Raw genomic sequence first — 16,186 nt, forward strand, 5'->3', positions numbered from 1 at the left:
CAACCGTCGTGATGGCCGCCCTTCAGATCCTAGTCGGCGTCGCGTATCCCGCGTTGATCTACCTCGGGCTCCGCGTGCTCGAGCCGCGTCAGGTCGCGCTCTCGGTGCTCGGGTTGCTCGCGCTCCGCTTGGCGATCGCCGCACCCCATCGGCTCATCCCTTACACGAAGGTGTTCTGGCTGCCCGTGCTCGCCGTGGGCCTGATGGTCATGGCGACAGCCGCCACAAACCATCCGCTGAGCCTGCTGCTGGGTCCGAGTCTCATCAACCTGGCGCTCTTTGCCGTGTTCGCCAGCTCGCTCGTGGGAGCCGAGTCTACGATCGAGCGCCTAGCGCGGATCCAGGTCCCGGACCTGTCCAGAGAAGAACTCGCTTACTGCCGCCGCGTGAACGTGATCTGGAGCGCGTTCTTCGTGATCAACGGCACGATCGCCTTCGGGCTTGCCCTGGCTGCGACCCTCGAGGCTTGGGCGCTCTACACTGGCGGTATCGCCTACGTTCTTATGGGCGTGCTGTTCGCAGCCGAGTTCACATATCGGCACTGGCGCTTCCGGCGTTACCTGGGCGCGCCGACCGACTGGGTCTTCCGCATGTTGTTCGGCGAGGACGAGCAGAGTGACGCAGTGAAACCACGCCTAGACCCGGAGTTCGTGTCAGAGAGGACCGTCGAACAGGGTCGGGAGTTCGAGCTGCGCGTGCCCGAGGATCTCGCCTGCTGGCCTGGACACTTTCCGGTGTATTCCCTGGTTCCGGGCGTCCTCCAGCTCCGGTGGGTCGTGCAGGCGGTCGAGCGCTGCACAGGGACACCCGCCTTTGTCCGGAGCATCGAGGCGCTCAAGTTCAAACGGCCGATGCTCCCCGGTCAGGCCTTCACGCTGGCGGTGCAGCCGGACGAGACGCGCCGCCTATTCCGTTTCAGCCTCAACGCCGGGACCGAAGTCTTCTCTTCGGGACGCCTCCGAGTCGAGTTCGACGAGGAGGGGGCGTGAGGCCCTGCCTGCTGATCCCGAACTACGACCACGGATCGACGATGAAGGATCTGCTCGCCTCCCTCGAGAACCTGGGTCTGGAATGCATCGTGGTGGATGACGGCAGCGGTGCCGCAACACAGCAGATCCTACGAGCGCTAGACGAACGCTATAGTTGGGTTCGGGTCGTGATGCTGCCTGAAAACCGCGGCAAGGGTGAAGCGCTGCGCACAGGCTACCGCCTGGCCCACTCGCTCGGGTTCACGCACGCGGTCCAGCTCGATGCCGACGGCCAGCACGACGCGATCGACGTTCCCCTCTTTCTCGAAATCGCCGAGCAGCGGCCGGACGCGCTACTACTTGGCATGCCTAGCTTCGAAAACGCCTCGCGCGTTCGGCTTTACGGGCGCCTGTTGTCCTGCTTCTGGGTATGGATCGAGACGTTATCGTTCGAGATCCGCGATCCACTCTGCGGACTGCGCTCCATGCCGTTGGGCCCAACGCTTGGTGTTCTGGAGCGTACGCCTTGCGGCGATCGGATGGACTTCGACCCCGAGATCGCTGTGCGCCTGTTCTGGGCTTCGGTGCCGGTCGTCAACGTGCCGTGTCGCGTACGTTACTTTGCGGACGGTCTCTCGCACTTCGACTTCCTGTGGGACAATGTCCGCATGACGCGACTCCATGTGCGGCTGTTCTTTGGCATGGTCACGAGGCTTCCTTGGCTGCTGCGTCGTCGGAGCCGCAATTGAGTCGCGACCGGGACTGGTATGAGCGACGAGAACGCGGTTCGAGGCTCGGTATGCAGATCACCGGCTGGCTCTACCGACACGTCGGCAGCGGGGTGGCGAGCGTTCTGCTCTACCCGATCGTCGGCTACTTTTTCCTCACCGGCCGCGCTGCTCGCCACGCCTCCCTCGTCTACCTTCGACGCGTCTACGCCACGCCGGAAGCAGCCTGCAGACTCGGCGCGCCACCCGGCCTATTGCAGAGCTTCCGACACTTTCTCGAATTCGGTGTCGCCATCCTCGACCGTGTGGGCTTCTGGCTTGGGCGGCGTGACGACTTCGAGTTGGAAGTCGACGGCATGCATCACCTGGACCGGGTCGCGGAGGAAAAGTGCGGATGCTTGATCCTGGGATCGCACCTGGGCAGCTTCGACGCCATGCGTCTACTCGCCGCCACGCGCTCGCCGATCTCCGTCTGCGTGCTCATGCACACGGAGAACGCCGCGCGCATCAACGACCTGTTGAGCAGCGCAAGCGAGCCCGATGAAAACGTCAAGGTGCGCGTGATCCAGGTCCAAGCAGGTTCCTTCTCCCACGCGCTCGATGTCAAGGCCTGCATCGAGCGCGGCGAGGTGGTCGCAGTGCTGGGCGACCGGTTCCATCCCAACGAGAGTGACCGGGTGACGAGCGTTGAGTTCCTGGGAGCACCCGCGGCGCTCCCGCAGGGGCCGCTTCTGCTAGCTAGCGCGCTGGGCTGCCCGGTCCTGCTGATGGTGGGCCTGCGCGTAGGTACCCGACGCTACCGCGTTCACGTCGAGCCCTTTGCCGAGCGCGTGCGGATCCCCCGCAAAGAGCGTACGAAGGCGCTCGCCCACTACTGCCAGCTCTACGCGGACCGAATCTCGTATTTCTGCGTACGAAACCCGCTCCAGTGGTTCAACTTCTACGACTTCTGGGGGAAGGAAGAGGCGAGCCGTGACCCGTGAGTTGCCACCGGTCGCAGAGGTGATCCCTCATTCCGGAAACATGCTCCTGCTTTCCGACATCCTGAGTCACGATCCAGAGGGCGAAACGGTGTGCCTCGTCATCGTCGATCAAGTTCCCTCGTTTCGTGACGCCGCGGGTCATCTGCCCTCATGGATCGGGCTCGAACTCATGGCGCAATGCGTGGCTGTATACGGAGGACTCGTGGATCGGGAACGAGGCGATCCACCTCGCCTCGGTTTCCTGCTGGGCTCCAGGAGTCTGGTCTTTCATCGCGTGCTGTACAATCCCGGACAACGCCTCGAAGTAAGCGCCACTCGAACCTGGGGTGCGGCTTCCGGCATGGTGTCGTTCGACTGCGCGGTCAGAGATGCCGCGACAGCCGAGATCCTGGCGGAAGGGCGACTAAACTGCTTCATCCCAGAGAAGGGCGTAGCACTGGAGGCATTGCCATGAAACGAAGAGTCCTGGTCACGGGAGGCAGTCGCGGCATCGGACGCGCGATCGCGCTGGAGCTGGCAGCCGACGGTTTCGGGGTCGCACTCAACTACCGCAAGCAGCGCGATGCGGCCGAGGCTGTGGTCAAGGAGATCGAGGCGCTGGGGGGAGAGGCCGGGCTCCTGCCCTTTGATGTCGCAGATCGCGATCAGACTCGCCGCGCGCTCGAGAACGAGATCGAGCGTGCCGGTTCGTTCTACGGCGTGGTATGCAACGCCGGCGTGCGTGCCGACGGTCCCTTCCCAGGGCTCAGCGACGAGGCCTGGGACCACGTCCTGCGCACGAACCTCGACGGCTTTTACAATGTGCTTCACCCGCTGGTGATGCCGATGGTTCGGGCACGCAAAGGTGGCCGCATCGTCACCATGTCGTCGCTGGCGGGTGTAGTCGGAAACCGCGGGCAGGTCAACTACAGCGCGTCGAAGGCCGGATTGATCGCGGCCACGCGTTCGCTTTCGTTGGAGCTGGCCAAGCGGAAGATCACAGCGAACAGCGTCGCACCCGGCTTCATCGGAACGGACATGATCGAGGGCCTTCCGGAGGAAATGGCGAAGCTGATCCCGATGCAGCGAGTCGGATCTCCTGAGGAAGTCGCCGCGCTAGTCGCCTTCCTGTTCTCAGATCGGGCCTCATACATCACCGGGCAGACCATCTCGATCAACGGCGGGATGGCCTGATGCGGCGCGTCGTCGTCACCGGCATGGGCGGCCTGTGCCCCCTCGGAAACGACTGGAAGACCGTCTCGGAGGGGCTTCGCAGTGGCTCCTCGGCCGTGGAGTTTCTCGCCGAACTCGAACGCTTCGAGGGCATGAATACGCGCCTGGCAGCGCGCGTGCACGACTTCGAGGCGCCCTCGCACTACCCCCGCAAGCGCACGCGCAGCATGGGACGCGTATCGCTACTCGCCACGCGCGCCACCGAGCTGGCCTTGCTGGATGCCGGGCTCTTGGACGATCCGGTGATCAGGAGCGGGCGCGCCGGTATCTCTTACGGTTCCACCAGCGGCAGCCCGCCGGCTCTCACCGTGTACGCGGTGAACATCGAGACCAAGAGCACGTTGCACGGTATCCGCGCCACCGACTACCTGCAGGTCATGAGCCACACGGTTCCCGCGAACCTGGCTCAGTTCTTCGAGTTGAAAGGCCGCGTAGTCACGACGTGCAGCGCCTGCACCTCCGGTAGTCAGGGAATCGGCTACGGCTACGAAGCGGTTCAGTCGGGCAAGCAGGACGTAATGATCACGGGAGGCGCCGAGGAGTACCACGCGATCGACTCCGCAGTGTTCGACATCATGTACGCGACATCGACCCGAAACTCGACTCCCCACGAGACGCCGCGACCCTTCGACGTCGACCGCGACGGGCTCGTCGTTGGTGAGGGTGCGGCCACATTCGTGCTCGAAGAACTGGAACACGCGCGCGCGCGCGGCGCCCAGATTCATGCCGAGCTCGTTGGCTACGGGACCAACTGCGACGGTAAACACATGACCAATCCGGACTCCGATGGCATGCAGCAGGTGATGGAGCTCTGCCTCGAGGACGCCGGGCTCGACGCTTCTACCGTCGGCTACGTGAATGCTCACGGCACGGCGACAGAGGCCGGGGACATCGCCGAGAGCCAGGCGACCCGGCGCGTGTTCGGCGAGCGATTACCGATCAGCTCGCTCAAGAGTTACATCGGCCACACATTGGGCGCCTGCGGCGCGATCGAGGCCTGGCTTACCATCGAAATGATGCGCGAGGGCTGGTTCGCTCCGACGATAAACCTGGACAGTGTGGATCCCCGCTGCGGTGAGCTGGACTACATTCGCGAGGGGATTCGCGAGCTCGAAACCGAGTACGTGATGAGCAACAACTTCGCGTTCGGCGGCATCAACACGTCGCTCGCCTTCCGGCGTTGGTCAGGGCAGTAACAGGCTCGAACTAGCGGCGGCACACGAAGCGGTTCGATGCACAATCGAGACTCAGGACAGGCTCGCTCGAGAACAGCCAGCGGACGAACTGCAGGGCCTGCGGAAAGTCGTTGGAGTCCCCATCCGTTCCATTCGGTGTGGGCTCGAGAGTGAACTCGAGGCTCTCTCCTTCCTCGACGTCGAGCAGCAGCGCCACCGCGTGCGCCCCGTGATCGTCATCCGAGAGCTCGAGCAGCGGCTCGGGAATCGACTCGTCGCCCACGATCAGCAGCACCGGACGTCCCGGCTGCCTACGCAGCATCGAGAGCGCCTCGAGAAATCCATAGGCGAAGGTGTGCGCACCGGCCGAGACGCAGGTCGATGCCCGCTGGTTCCCGGCCCAGATCGAGAACAGGCCGGCCGGCGTGTTCAGGACCGAGTGACTGAACCGGGCCGGAGACAGCTTGGCATCCTCGGCCAGGCACTCGAGCAACGACACCATGGTGGTGAATCCGCCGTGACGCGAGGCGAAGACCGAGGTCACCTCGGGCAGTAGCGCAGCGCCGCAGCACTCGTGCGCGACGTGCAGCATCATGCGGCTCAGCTGGTCGCAGCGACGACGCATGAGCGATGGAATGAAACGTAGCGCGGGCGCTCCATCCTTCCGCAGCGGACGCGGATCGCGCGCCCAATCGCCCCAGTCCTTCTCGCTCTCGATCCCGGCCGACCACGCAGCCCAGCTCTTCAGGGCGACAGAACTCACCCCGACCTCCGGCCAAGCACGAGTGCGGAATTGCTTCCGCCAAAGCCGAACGAATTGCTCATGAGCATGGGCTCGGCACCGACATCCACCCACGTTTCGTCGCCTGCGAGCCGGAGCTGCGGAAGCTCGCCGTCGAGCTGGCCGTCAAAGCGGTGCGGGGGCACGCGGAGGCGGCCTCCCTGCTGCCGGTCCAGCATCAGCCAGCAAAAGCCCGCCTCCAGCGCGCCAGACGCACCCAGAGTGTGACCTACTAGCGGCTTGGTCGAGCTGCAGCAGACGTTCGATCCGTTGAAGACACGCTCGACAGCTGCACTCTCCATCGCGTCGTTATGTGGCGTGCCCGTACCGTGCAGGTTCAGATAGGCGATCTCGTCCGGGCGAATACTGGCGTCCTGCAGCGCCGCGCGCATGCATGCCTCCGCTCCACGCCCGTTCGGCTCTGGCGCGGACATGTGGTGCGCGTCGCTCGACTCGCCAGCGCCCAGAAGCTGGATGCCTTCGGGATCGCGCGTCAGCAGAAACAGTGCCCCGCCCTCTCCCAGTGTGAGCCCGTCCCGGTTCCTGCTCATCGGGTTGGTGATGACCGCGGACACCGCCTGCAAGGCGGCGAACCCGTTCGCCGTAAGGCGGCAGCGTGAGTCGACTGCGCCGGCGATCACGGCATCGCAGACCCCGAGCTCGAGCAGGCCGCGCGCGGAGATCAACGCCTTGGCGCCCGTCGAACACGCAGTCGAAAGCGCGTAACACGGACCCTGCGCACCCGAGATCCGGCCCAGGAACTCGGGCATCCCGCCAAACTCGAGCTGCACCAGGTCGAACGACGGTGAGAGCGCTCCAGTCCGGCGGCGTTGCTCGAACGCCTGTTCCGCCGCCTCGACGCCTGCGGTGCTCGAGCCTGCGACGATGGCTACGCGGGCCGGCCCGAAGTGCGCGATAGCGCGCTCGACGGCCGGGCGGATCCCCTCGAAAGCGACGAGCGCCAGGCGGTTGTTCCGACAGTCGAAGCGGGAAAGCGACGCGGGCAGATCCGGCAGCGTCTCAGGGGCCTCGCCCAACAGGTGCACGCCGCCGCCGACCAGATTCCCGCGCTCTCGGAAGCCCGACTGGTCGCCCGCGATCAGCCTCCGCCAAGTCTCGTCGAGCGTGCTGCCGAGCGCACTCACCATTCCCAGGGCACTCAGGGCGCAGGGCTCGCTATGCAGCTCGGGGGCCATTCAACGCTGCCCCCCGGCGGGCGCGCGAGCCGCCCGCTCCGCCGCAATCAGCTCGCCGCGCAGGATCTTGCCGGTCGGCGAACGAGGCACGTCCTCGCGCACTTCGATAACACGCGGAACCTTGAGGGCCGCGAGGTGCTCGCGAGCGAAGCGCTTCAGCGCCGCGGAATCCACCTGTTCGCCCCGCTTCGGGATCGCGATCGCCTTGAGGCGCTCCGCCGTATCCGAGAACGGGACCGGAATCACGACCGCCTCCGACACCGTGGGGTGACGGGCGAGACACGCCTCGACTTCGAGCGGGTTCACGCTCTGGGCGCCGACGTCAATCATCAGCTTGAGACGTCCGGTGAGCCGCAGCCTCCCCTGGTCATCGAGCGTCCCGAGGTCTCCGCTGCGTACGAACCCGTCCACGTAGGGCTCGTCGTCGGAATCGACATAGCCCGAGAGCATGCTCGGCGCCGAAACGAGCACCTCGCCTTCGGCACCGGCCGGAAGCGGTTGGTGCCCTGCCGGATCATCACTGCGCACGAGCTTCAGCTGGACCCTGGCAAGCGGTCGGCCGCAGCAGTCCGGATCGAAATCAGGGTCGGCCGGGTCGTTGTAGGTGACGGAACCGAACTCGGTCGCGCCGTAGACCTGGCCGACGCGAACGCCGAAGCAATGCTCGAACTGGTCGAATACGCGGCGCGGGAGCGGGCTCCCCGCGGAAATCACACGGCGCAGCGCCGGAGGTTGCCCCACCCCGGTGCTGGCGGAGACCGCATCCAGCATCAGGGGCACCGCGGGCCATACGCTGACGCGCTGGGCGACAAGCGCAGACCGGACCCGCCCCGGGACAAAACTGGAGTGCAACTCGGTCGCACACCCGGCGATCGTCGCGCCCATGAGTGCGAAGTCGATCCCGTACGAATGGTGCAGCGGAATCGTGACCAGCATCAGATCGGATGCGCGAAGCTCGAGCGCACGGCAGAGGTTGCGCCCGACGGCATCGAGCACCGAAGCGGGCCGGCGTACGATCTTCGGCAAACCCGTGGTCCCTGAACTCTGCAGGAGGATCACACCGGGCCCGCAGCGCATCGACTCCCCAGCTGCCGGTGACTCGCCTTCGAGCAGCGACTCGACCGGGATGATCTGCTCGATCTCTCCATCGAGCGCGCGGCGCGGCGCCGCATCCCCGATCAGGAGCGACACACGCGCGCGTCGTGCCAAACCCCGCAGCTCGGTCTCAGTCGACACAGGCGAGACCGGAAGTACGTCGGCGCCCGCCCAAAGACCGCCGATAAGCCCGATCTGCGCCTCGATGCGGTTCGGCACCGCCAGCATCAACACTATCCTGTCCGTAGACAATCGCAGCAGCTGCCCCCGCAGCCGCGCTGCAGCGTCGCGCAGCTGCTGCCACGTGAGCTGGCGGCCGCTCCCGAGCACGTCGTCCTCCCGGATCGCCAACTCGTGTGGACGCTCACTCGCGTGAGATTCGAGTGCGCGAATCAGCTCCGACGGCCCTCCTTCCTGTTCCGCAGCCGGGAAGGGGCCGACCCGTCCGCTCACCGCGTCGCTCCTTGGAGCTCGTCGGTGCTGGGCCCGCGGGGCAGAAGACGTGCGGCGATCGAGTCGGGCGTGCGGTGCAGCATCTCACCGGTCGGCGTCGTCGCCACGAGCGTGGTGTGCCCGCGCGCGCTGCGCACTCCCAGGCTCAGGTTCGAAAGTTCGTAGGCGATCAGGATGCGGTGCGTCACGTCTCCGAACCAGGCGGCAATCCGGACCCGGTCCCCGTAGCGCAGCGGCGCGGTGTGGCGGCACGCGCTCTCGATCACCAGCAATCCGTGGCCGAGCGAGATCAGATCCTTCACATCGAGCTTGCGCGAGCGCAGTAGCTGCGTGCGCGCGATCTCCATGTACTTGTAGTAGTGGCCGTGCCAGACGATCCGAAGCGCATCCACGTCGTGAAACGGAACCTCTAGCTCGGTGCTGCACTCGTGCAGCCTAGCACCGCGCCTCCCGCGCCCCTGGAGTTGAAGTCGGCCTTCGCTGGCTTCAGTGTCAGAGGAGGTCATGCTCGTTCGACCTTAGAATGCTCGTTTCAGTTGCGGGACTCGTTCCCCAGGGCGCCGAAGCAGAAACCTCGACCCACCAAGCGACAGATCGGGCGCGCTCCGATCCTCGCGATAGAGTATCATAGCGGCTCCCCACAACCCCTTCCGATCCTTCGCTGAGGCGCTGAAGCGCCCCGGGAGTTGTGCCGTGCGAGTCGCGTTCGTATCCGGAAACCGCGAGAAGCTGCCCGATGCCGTGATCCCGCTCGGCATCCTTAGCGTGCTGGCCAGCACGCCGGACCGCCACGAGAAGCGACTGATCGATCTTTGCTTCGAGCGTTACCCAACGAAGGCGCTGCAGTCCGAACTCGAGTCCTTCCGACCCGACGTGATTGGGCTCGGCATGCGCAACATCCAGAATGCGGATTATACAGGCAACGACGACCATCTCGCCTACTACACGGAGCTGATCACCGCAGCGCGGCAAGTCAGCTCAGCCCCGATCGTGCTCGGCGGGTCAGGGTTCAGCGTGGCGCCGAAAGAGCTGATGGAGCGCCTTCAGCCCGACTACGGGATCGCAGGCGAGGCCGAGGCGTCCTTTCCGCAGTTGCTCGATCGGCTTGAGGGACGCACGCCGTTGGACCAGCAGATTGGCGGGCTGTTCGCGCGCCAGAACGGTCGCATCACAACGACACCGGCGGATGAGTTTCTGAACCTCGCGACGCTAGCGATGGTCGACCGCTCGCTGCTCGATCCGCGCTACTACGAACGCTACGGCATCGACTCCGTCCAGACCAAACGGGGCTGCCCGCTGCACTGCGACTACTGCACCTATCCGACGATCGAGGGACGGGTCGGGCGCCTGCGCCCGCCGACTGCAGTCGTCGACGAGATGCACCTCGCACTCGAGCAGCAGCCGGAGATCAGGCACTTTTTCCTAGTGGACTCGGTCTTCAACCTGCCGCGCTCCCATGCCAAGGACGTGTGCCGCGAACTGATCTCGCGAGACTGGCGCATCCCGTGGACCTGCTACGCCAACCCGTTGGGCTTCGATCGCGAGTTCGCGCGGCTCGCGCGCAACGCGGGCTGCACTGGAATGGAGATCGGCTCCGACTCTGGCGTCGATCGCACCCTGGAACGCCTGCGGAAAGGTTTCACTACGCAGCAGATCCGCGAGATGCACAAGGTCTGCAAGGACGAGGGCATTCCCGACTGTCACACCTTCATCCTCGGCACGCGCGACGAAACGCTCGAAGACGTAGAGCGTTCGCTCGAATTCATCGTCTCGCTCGACCCCTACGCCGCGATCCTGACCATTTGGGTGGAAGACTACGAGGCGCTGGACCCCGAACTGCGGCGCGATCGGCTGCGCCTGCGCGCGCGCATCGAGGAGCGGCTGTCCGAGCACAAGGACGAGTTCCCCTACTGGATCATCCCGCCGCTCGGCGTCAACTTCGACCGTGGTCTGTTCCGCAGGCTGCGGCGCCAGGGATTGCACGGACCACTGTGGCAATATCTGCGCTCGACTGACGAGGTCGAGGCACTGGGCGCGGCATTCAGGGCGCGCGCTCGTTCGGTCCCGTGAGCAGCAGCACTGCCGGGGCCAGGACGAGGCTCAGCGGCACCCCGATCGCCGTGCTCAACCCGAGCGCGCGCAACGCGGGAAACGACGACGCCGCCAATAGGCCAAAGGCGAGGCACGTGGACAGGCACGCCGCGCACAGACTCAACAGCGCGGCCGCCCGGCCCGGGCCGCTCGCGTCGCTCGCGACCAGGAAGATCGCGTAGTCCACCCCAATGCTCAGCACGAGAAGTAGACCCAGCAGGTGGAGCAGGCTAATCGGAATCCCGGCGATCCCCAACAACGCGAGGGTCAGCGCTGCCGCCAACACCGCGGGTAGCGCGGTCGCGACCGCGATCCCGATACTGCGGTAGCGCGCGAAGAGCAGAGCGACGACCGCTGCGAGACCAACGGCGATCAGCACGCTCGTACGCTCGCGGTAGCGACCGTAAATCTGTGCGAGAAAGCGCCGCTGATCGAAATAGTGCACGCCGTCCAGATCTGCCAGCCGGGCACCCAGTGCGGCGGGATCGGAGACGCCCTGCAGGAAGGTCAGGAGCGCCACCCGCTCGCCCAGGTCCACGCGGAACGCGGCGACGCTGCTCGCCAAGCTCGAAGCCACGAGATCTGCGAAGCGCAGTGGCGGCGTAGAGTGGTCGGCGAGCGCGCGGGTGAAGCCCTCGAAGGCATCCGGCCGGAACCCCTCAGCCGACAGGGCCGAGAGCATCTGCCGAGGAAGCTCGGGCATGTCGGCCAGCACCCCGCGGTTGCGCTCCTGCAAGGACACCGACGGCAGGAACACGTGTAGTGAACGGAAGCCCGTGATCTCGCCTGCCTCACGGGCAGACACGAGTCGCTCGTAGGCCGCGTCGTTCAGGCGCAACGCGTCCTGCTCGCTCTCGGCAATCGACACGACGAAGCGGCCCGGGTCCATCTGTGCGACCCGGCCGCGAACGCCGGCGTCTTCGGCGAGCCAGCCCTCGGGCGGCGACAGCCCGAGCGCGAACACATCGTCCTGCATGGACACATGCGGCAGGCCGACCGCGGTGACGGCCACTGCACCTAACAACAGAAGCACCAGCGCGAGCCTCCGCTCGCGCATTCCAGCCAGCAGGCGCGCCAGAAGCTGAGAGACCCCAGCTTGCAGCGGCGTCGCGACCGGAGCGCGGGGCAGGAGCGGCGGAAGCAGTACGCGCGTCGTGACGAGCGCCCCGATCACACCGGTTCCGGCGAAGATGCCGATCTCGCGGATTCCAGGAAAGTCCGACCACGCCAGGCCGACGAAGCCGGCGACCGTCGTCAGCGCGCCCATCACCAGCGCACCCCAGATCTGCGCCAGAGACGCACGCGGCCCGTCGGGTGCCGGAACCAGCGTGTGGTGGCTCACATAGTGGATCGGGTAGTCGATACAGACACCGATCAGCGTCGATCCGAACACCAGCGTCATCAGGCCCAGCTCGCCGAAAATCAGGATGCCGACGCTGGTGGCGGTGAGCACGCCGCCCGCGATCGGCAGCAGCGAGATCACCAGCAGGCGCAAGGATCCGAACACGACCAGGAAGAGCAGCACGATACCGACCAGGGAAACCGCCGAGATCCCCTGCATGTCGGCACGCGCGCGCTGCTCCGAAGCCACCGCGAAGCGGTGTACACCACTGCGCTCGAGCCGCACAGCCCCGGGCTGGCCGGTGGCCAGCTCGGCGAAGCTCCGCTCCAGGAACGCTTCGAGCGGCGCCTGGTGCGCCACGTCAAACGCCGAGTGCCGAGTAGTCAAGAACAGGATGGCAGCGCGCTCCGCCGGGGATGCAAACTGGCCGGAGACCAGCTCCAGCGGCCCCTGCTGCGCCCCTTCGAACTCGCGTAACAGCGCGGGAAAGGCCAGCAGCGGATCTTGCCCCGCGATCTCCTTGACGAGCTGCGCCTGCGGAAGCGCGAGCTGCTCGCGTAGCCGCCGCGCGGCGTTCCGCAGTTCCGCCGGCGAGAGTCTCTGGGCGAGCTCGACCTCGGGCTGGCTCGACAGCAGAAGCAGCCGGCGCGGGAAGTACAGCTCAAAGACGGCGCGCGCGAACTCCGGGTCCGGACCAGCACGTACGCTCTCCACCTCCGGATGCCCTTGAAGCACCGCCTGCCAGCGTCGCGCTGTCTTCAGCGCCGTCCTCAGATCCGGCGCGGTCACACTGAGCACCATGGTGCGCGTCAGTGGGCTGTCAACCAGGCGCGCAGAGATGTGGGCCAGCTCCAGATCGGACGACTCGGACAGCAAGCTCGCGAGCCCAGTCGATAACTGGAGATTGCGGGCCGTGAACAACGCCATGCCGGCCAGAAGCAACAGACCCGCGGCGGGGACGACGAGCGCGCGATGACTCACGGGGGCTGGGCGACCTCCATCTCTCAGCGATCCCGCGCTTCCGCGCATTGGCCCTCACGGTCACCGTAGACGATCACCCAGCTCTGCGTCCAGATTCCCAGGATACTCAAGACCTCGAAATCGGCGTAATAGGCCTTGTCGAAGCCGGCCTGTCGGGCGACCTGCCCGATGCCGTTGCCGTCCCAGCGGAAGTCCAGGTACCGGTAGCGGACCTGTTTCACGTCCGAGCGCGCCGGCGCGCAGCCGTGCACCGGGGTTCGCGCGAAGTCCGTGCTTAGCGGTTCGACCGTCCGGCGGAAGATAAAACCCTGCGCGCAGGCGCTCAAGGCCAGGAGAGCGACGAGAAGTACAGCCAGAGCGAGTCGTCGGCCGGCATTAGTCACCGTACACCACGGTCGTCACCCGCGAGTAGACGCCGCCCAGGAGGACGAAGATCTCCTGGTCTGCGTGGTTGATTGTAGTGAGACTTCCGGCCTCGGCGGCCGCCTGGGTTCCCGCGTCTCCCCAGACCACAGCCCAGAGAACCCCCTGCGTGGACGCCTTACCGATCTTGCTCCCCAGATGGGTGCGATCCAGATTTCTGTCCAACGGCAGCACGGTGTGGACATAGCAGCCGGGCAGAGCGAACAGGGCTAGTGCGAGAAGCAGTGGCCGGGTCATAAGCACCTCTTGGATCCCGAAGCTAGCTACTGACCGTCGAGTTTGCGACATCGGCGAGCGCGCCCGCAGAGTTGACTCGCCGATTCACCGCCCGCGCAGAGCTGTCAAGGAATGTAGGGCAAGTGCGGTGGTCGCTGCCGCATAGTATGCTTCCAGACTGGGAGGACGATTCGCATGAACAGACTTCTTATTGCCATAGCCGTCGGGCTCACGACGGCGACCGTAGCGAACTCCACGTCCGCGCGGAACACATTCCACGAGCTCGACGTGAATGCCGCAACAAGCAGCTCGATCGGCAATGAGCGACTGCTCGATGTGCCCATCTATATGGCCGGTCAGCACCACCCGACCGTCATCAAAGATCTAGGAGTGTTCCGCTCTAACCGACGCACCAGCGCGTTCGCCAAGTCCGACGAGAATGCCTGCAACGTCGCGTTCCTCTCGGCCGTGATCTCCCTGCAGAGGCGCGCGCAGAGTCTGGGCGGCGACGCGGTCGTCGACATCAAGTCAATCACTCGGAATCGCGACCTCGAGAGCGCCACTCAGTTCCGCTGCGTCGCGGGCGCGTTCATCGCGAACGTCGCGCTGAGCGGGAGAGTGGTGAAGGTCCAAAAGTAGCCCTAAAGGATAGGTGCATGGTCACGACTCAGACGAGAGGTTGGAGGAACTGGATGCGCCTGTCCTTGCGTCGACATGCAACTCTCGCGGTCCCACTTATCTTGGCCGTCGCGTTTCCGTCTGGCTGCACGACTCTCAAGCGGATCGTCAGCTTCAGGGACCAGCTCGAGATGGCGCAGCAGATCAGTCGGATCGACGGGCGAATCGACGCGGAAGGAAAGACGGGCGGCAATCTGGTCGTGGTCCTCTCGCACGAACCGGAGGTGGACGGCGACCCGCTGATTGGGGTCGACTCCTATGTCAGGGTGAGGCCGGGTACCTTTGCGTTCCGCGTGCAGGAAGGTCGCTACCGGCTCGGCGCCTACGAGGACAGGAATCGAAACGGGCTCGTCGATCTTGACGAACGCGTCAGCCGGAACCGCGACAACCCGATCATCGAGGTGGGTCCCGGCGAGGACCACAGCCAGAACATCGTGCTCCAGACCGGCTCCAACTTCGCAGCCTACGCCGACGAGCCTCTCGACGTTCTCGGTCTAGTCGAGCGCACGCCGGAGGAACAGCGGCGGTTCAGCCTGTGGTCATGGTCCGTACAGGGAGAGATCTGCGAGGACCTGGACGACGCCAAGTTCGGTCCGGAAGCCGGCTCGCGAGGTCTGTGGGAGATTATGGAATTCCTGAACGATGGGATCGCGGGCGTCTACTTCTTGGAACCCTACGACCCGAGCCGGATTCCCGTTCTCTTCGTCCATGGCATCAGCGGCTATCCCCAGCAGTTCTCGACGCTGATCGAATCGATCGATCGCGACCGCTACCAGCCGTGGTTCTACTTCTTCCCGTCTGGGTTCGGCCTCGACGGCCTCTCGAACCACCTGGCGACGCTCCTCGAGCGACTCGCCATCGGGCACGGCTTCGAAGAAATTGCTGTCGTCGCGCACAGTATGGGGGGACTCGTCGCGAGGGGCGCCATCCTCAAAGCCGAGCAAGTGGCGGCGCGAGGCAACGTCCGGCTATTCATCTCGATCTCCACTCCCTGGGGAGGCGACGTCAATGCCAGGAACGTCGACGGCGCCCCGATCAAGCTACCTCTTTCCTTCCACGACATGAACCCCTCGAGCGACTACCTACGCCGGATGTTCTATGACGGAGACAAAGTCCGCTCCCTCCTCCCCGCCGTAGAATTTCACCTAGTGTACGGCTTCAAGATGAGCAGCTCGAAACCGGTGGCCGACGACGGAACTGTGACGGTGGCCAGCCAGACGCGCACCGAGGCCCAGGACCAAGCCGCGACTCAGCGCGCCTACGACCACGGCCACGTCGGCATCCTTCACGCCCCAGAAGTCGCAACGCGGCTGAACTGGCTGCTCAGCCAACGCTTCGACTAGGAGCTTTTGCTGATCGGCTTTGCGAAGCCCTCGTCGAGTACCTCCGAGCCAACGAACTGTGCAACGTCAAGGTGCGACTCAACCAGTACTCGGTTCCCGGCGAGTGGGCGCGACTGTTCCGCAACCGCAACATCGGTGGCTTCTGGCGCTATACTTTCGGGATCCTCACGTTGGCGACCTACACGGCACTGCCGCAGCGCGCGTTCGGCGGAGACAACTACAATCCGTTCACGAACACGATCAACATCTACTCCGACGTCCCGGCGATCGTCCTTCACGAGGGCGGACATGCCAAGGACTTCGCGCGTCGCGAGTCGAAGGGTGTACGTCGTCAAAAGTTTCCAGACTCGAGATAGCTCTGGCTAAGAGACGGTTCTTGGTTTCGACCTAGGCCGCCATCGCGGCTAGGGAATCTCTGCACAGGGAGGATTCGAGCGAGAAGCGGGAGTCGCCGCCTGAGCAAGAAGCGTGATCCGATCGCAGATCCGTAGATCTGCAGAGGGTCGCGCGACGCAGCGCAG

Annotated in this window: 17 protein-coding genes; 10 read left to right on the top strand and 7 right to left on the bottom strand. The window is 65.3% G+C overall.

The window, feature by feature from the left end:
• Window positions 1-11: 11 nt before the first annotated feature.
• Genes GY725_08475 through GY725_08500 form a run of 6 tightly spaced genes read left to right on the top strand, consistent with a single transcriptional unit; the run spans window position 12 to window position 5,087 of the window.
• Window positions 12-989 (top strand): hypothetical protein, encoded by a 978-nt coding sequence (locus GY725_08475; protein ID MCP4004215.1) that lies wholly within the window; start codon window positions 12-14, stop codon window positions 987-989.
• Window positions 986-1,717 carry a glycosyltransferase family 2 protein gene (locus GY725_08480; protein ID MCP4004216.1) on the top strand — a complete coding sequence of 244 codons (732 nt, stop codon included), beginning with the start codon at window positions 986-988 and terminating at the stop codon, window positions 1,715-1,717. Before GY725_08475 ends, GY725_08480 begins: the two co-directional genes overlap by 4 nt.
• Window positions 1,714-2,679 (top strand): hypothetical protein, encoded by a 966-nt coding sequence (locus GY725_08485; GenBank protein MCP4004217.1) that lies wholly within the window; start codon window positions 1,714-1,716, stop codon window positions 2,677-2,679. The genes GY725_08480 and GY725_08485 overlap by 4 nt, the downstream gene beginning before the upstream one ends.
• A complete protein-coding gene (locus GY725_08490) occupies window positions 2,669-3,133 on the top strand; it encodes a 3-hydroxylacyl-ACP dehydratase (GenBank protein MCP4004218.1) in 465 nt (154 codons plus the stop codon). Before GY725_08485 ends, GY725_08490 begins: the two co-directional genes overlap by 11 nt.
• Window positions 3,130-3,852 (top strand): 3-oxoacyl-ACP reductase FabG, encoded by a 723-nt coding sequence (gene fabG, locus GY725_08495; GenBank protein MCP4004219.1) that lies wholly within the window; start codon window positions 3,130-3,132, stop codon window positions 3,850-3,852. The genes GY725_08490 and fabG overlap by 4 nt, the downstream gene beginning before the upstream one ends.
• The gene (locus GY725_08500; GenBank protein MCP4004220.1) at window positions 3,852-5,087 is read left to right on the top strand and encodes a beta-ketoacyl-ACP synthase; all 1,236 of its coding nucleotides are present in this window, start codon (window positions 3,852-3,854) and stop codon (window positions 5,085-5,087) included. Before fabG ends, GY725_08500 begins: the two co-directional genes overlap by 1 nt.
• 10 nt (window positions 5,088-5,097) lie before the next feature.
• Here the strand turns inward: GY725_08500 and GY725_08505 are convergent, their stop codons facing one another.
• Genes GY725_08505 through GY725_08520 form a run of 4 tightly spaced genes read right to left on the bottom strand, consistent with a single transcriptional unit; the run spans window position 5,098 to window position 9,097 of the window.
• Window positions 5,098-5,829: a beta-ketoacyl synthase chain length factor gene (locus GY725_08505; GenBank protein MCP4004221.1), complete on the bottom strand. Its 732-nt coding sequence runs from the start codon at window positions 5,827-5,829 to the stop codon at window positions 5,098-5,100.
• Complete coding sequence (locus GY725_08510; protein ID MCP4004222.1) at window positions 5,826-7,043, bottom strand: beta-ketoacyl-ACP synthase; 1,218 nt, start codon at window positions 7,041-7,043, stop codon at window positions 5,826-5,828. Before GY725_08510 ends, GY725_08505 begins: the two co-directional genes overlap by 4 nt.
• Window positions 7,044-8,591: a long-chain fatty acid--CoA ligase gene (locus GY725_08515; GenBank protein MCP4004223.1), complete on the bottom strand. Its 1,548-nt coding sequence runs from the start codon at window positions 8,589-8,591 to the stop codon at window positions 7,044-7,046.
• On the bottom strand, window positions 8,588-9,097 hold the full coding sequence (locus GY725_08520) for an acyl-CoA thioesterase (GenBank protein ID MCP4004224.1): 510 nt from the start codon (window positions 9,095-9,097) through the stop codon (window positions 8,588-8,590). The genes GY725_08515 and GY725_08520 overlap by 4 nt, the downstream gene beginning before the upstream one ends.
• A gap of 187 nt (window positions 9,098-9,284) precedes the next feature.
• On the opposite strand from GY725_08520, the gene GY725_08525 reads away from it, so the two are divergent.
• Window positions 9,285-10,661, top strand: a complete 1,377-nt coding sequence (locus GY725_08525; GenBank protein ID MCP4004225.1) for a radical SAM protein — start codon at window positions 9,285-9,287, stop codon at window positions 10,659-10,661.
• Here the strand turns inward: GY725_08525 and GY725_08530 are convergent.
• Genes GY725_08530 through GY725_08540 form a run of 3 tightly spaced genes read right to left on the bottom strand, consistent with a single transcriptional unit; the run spans window position 10,633 to window position 13,665 of the window.
• On the bottom strand, window positions 10,633-13,005 hold the full coding sequence (locus tag GY725_08530) for an MMPL family transporter (protein MCP4004226.1): 2,373 nt from the start codon (window positions 13,003-13,005) through the stop codon (window positions 10,633-10,635). The genes GY725_08525 and GY725_08530 overlap by 29 nt on opposite strands.
• Before the next feature lie 23 nt (window positions 13,006-13,028).
• On the bottom strand, window positions 13,029-13,388 hold the full coding sequence (locus tag GY725_08535) for a hypothetical protein (protein ID MCP4004227.1): 360 nt from the start codon (window positions 13,386-13,388) through the stop codon (window positions 13,029-13,031).
• Window positions 13,381-13,665, bottom strand: coding sequence for a hypothetical protein (locus GY725_08540; GenBank protein MCP4004228.1), 285 nt, complete (start codon window positions 13,663-13,665; stop codon window positions 13,381-13,383). The genes GY725_08535 and GY725_08540 overlap by 8 nt, the downstream gene beginning before the upstream one ends.
• Window positions 13,666-13,839: 174 nt before the next feature.
• On the opposite strand from GY725_08540, the gene GY725_08545 reads away from it, so the two are divergent.
• The 3 genes from GY725_08545 to GY725_08555 all read left to right on the top strand — a co-directional run bounded on the left by GY725_08545 (window position 13,840) and on the right by GY725_08555 (window position 16,021).
• The gene (locus tag GY725_08545) at window positions 13,840-14,283 is read left to right on the top strand and encodes an excinuclease ABC subunit A (GenBank protein ID MCP4004229.1); all 444 of its coding nucleotides are present in this window, start codon (window positions 13,840-13,842) and stop codon (window positions 14,281-14,283) included.
• A gap of 17 nt (window positions 14,284-14,300) precedes the next feature.
• On the top strand, window positions 14,301-15,665 hold the full coding sequence (locus tag GY725_08550) for a putative lipase (protein ID MCP4004230.1): 1,365 nt from the start codon (window positions 14,301-14,303) through the stop codon (window positions 15,663-15,665).
• 71 nt (window positions 15,666-15,736) lie between these two features.
• Window positions 15,737-16,021, top strand: a complete 285-nt coding sequence (locus tag GY725_08555) for a hypothetical protein (GenBank protein ID MCP4004231.1) — start codon at window positions 15,737-15,739, stop codon at window positions 16,019-16,021.
• Window positions 16,022-16,186: the final 165 nt, after the last annotated feature.

The organism is bacterium, assembly GCA_024226335.1.
Lineage (GTDB): Bacteria > Myxococcota_A > UBA9160 > SZUA-336 > SZUA-336 > JAAELY01.

Coding starts and splice junctions, on each gene's coding strand:
- GY725_08550 (MCP4004230.1), top strand. CDS start 14,301: ATGGTCACGACTCAGACGAGAGGTTGGAGGAACTGGATGCGCCTGTCC.
- GY725_08520 (MCP4004224.1), bottom strand. CDS start 9,097: ATGACCTCCTCTGACACTGAAGCCAGCGAAGGCCGACTTCAACTCCAG.
- GY725_08475 (MCP4004215.1), top strand. CDS start 12: ATGGCCGCCCTTCAGATCCTAGTCGGCGTCGCGTATCCCGCGTTGATC.
- GY725_08500 (MCP4004220.1), top strand. CDS start 3,852: ATGCGGCGCGTCGTCGTCACCGGCATGGGCGGCCTGTGCCCCCTCGGA.
- GY725_08540 (MCP4004228.1), bottom strand. CDS start 13,665: ATGACCCGGCCACTGCTTCTCGCACTAGCCCTGTTCGCTCTGCCCGGC.
- fabG (MCP4004219.1), top strand. CDS start 3,130: ATGAAACGAAGAGTCCTGGTCACGGGAGGCAGTCGCGGCATCGGACGC.
- GY725_08510 (MCP4004222.1), bottom strand. CDS start 7,043: ATGGCCCCCGAGCTGCATAGCGAGCCCTGCGCCCTGAGTGCCCTGGGA.
- GY725_08545 (MCP4004229.1), top strand. CDS start 13,840: ATGAACAGACTTCTTATTGCCATAGCCGTCGGGCTCACGACGGCGACC.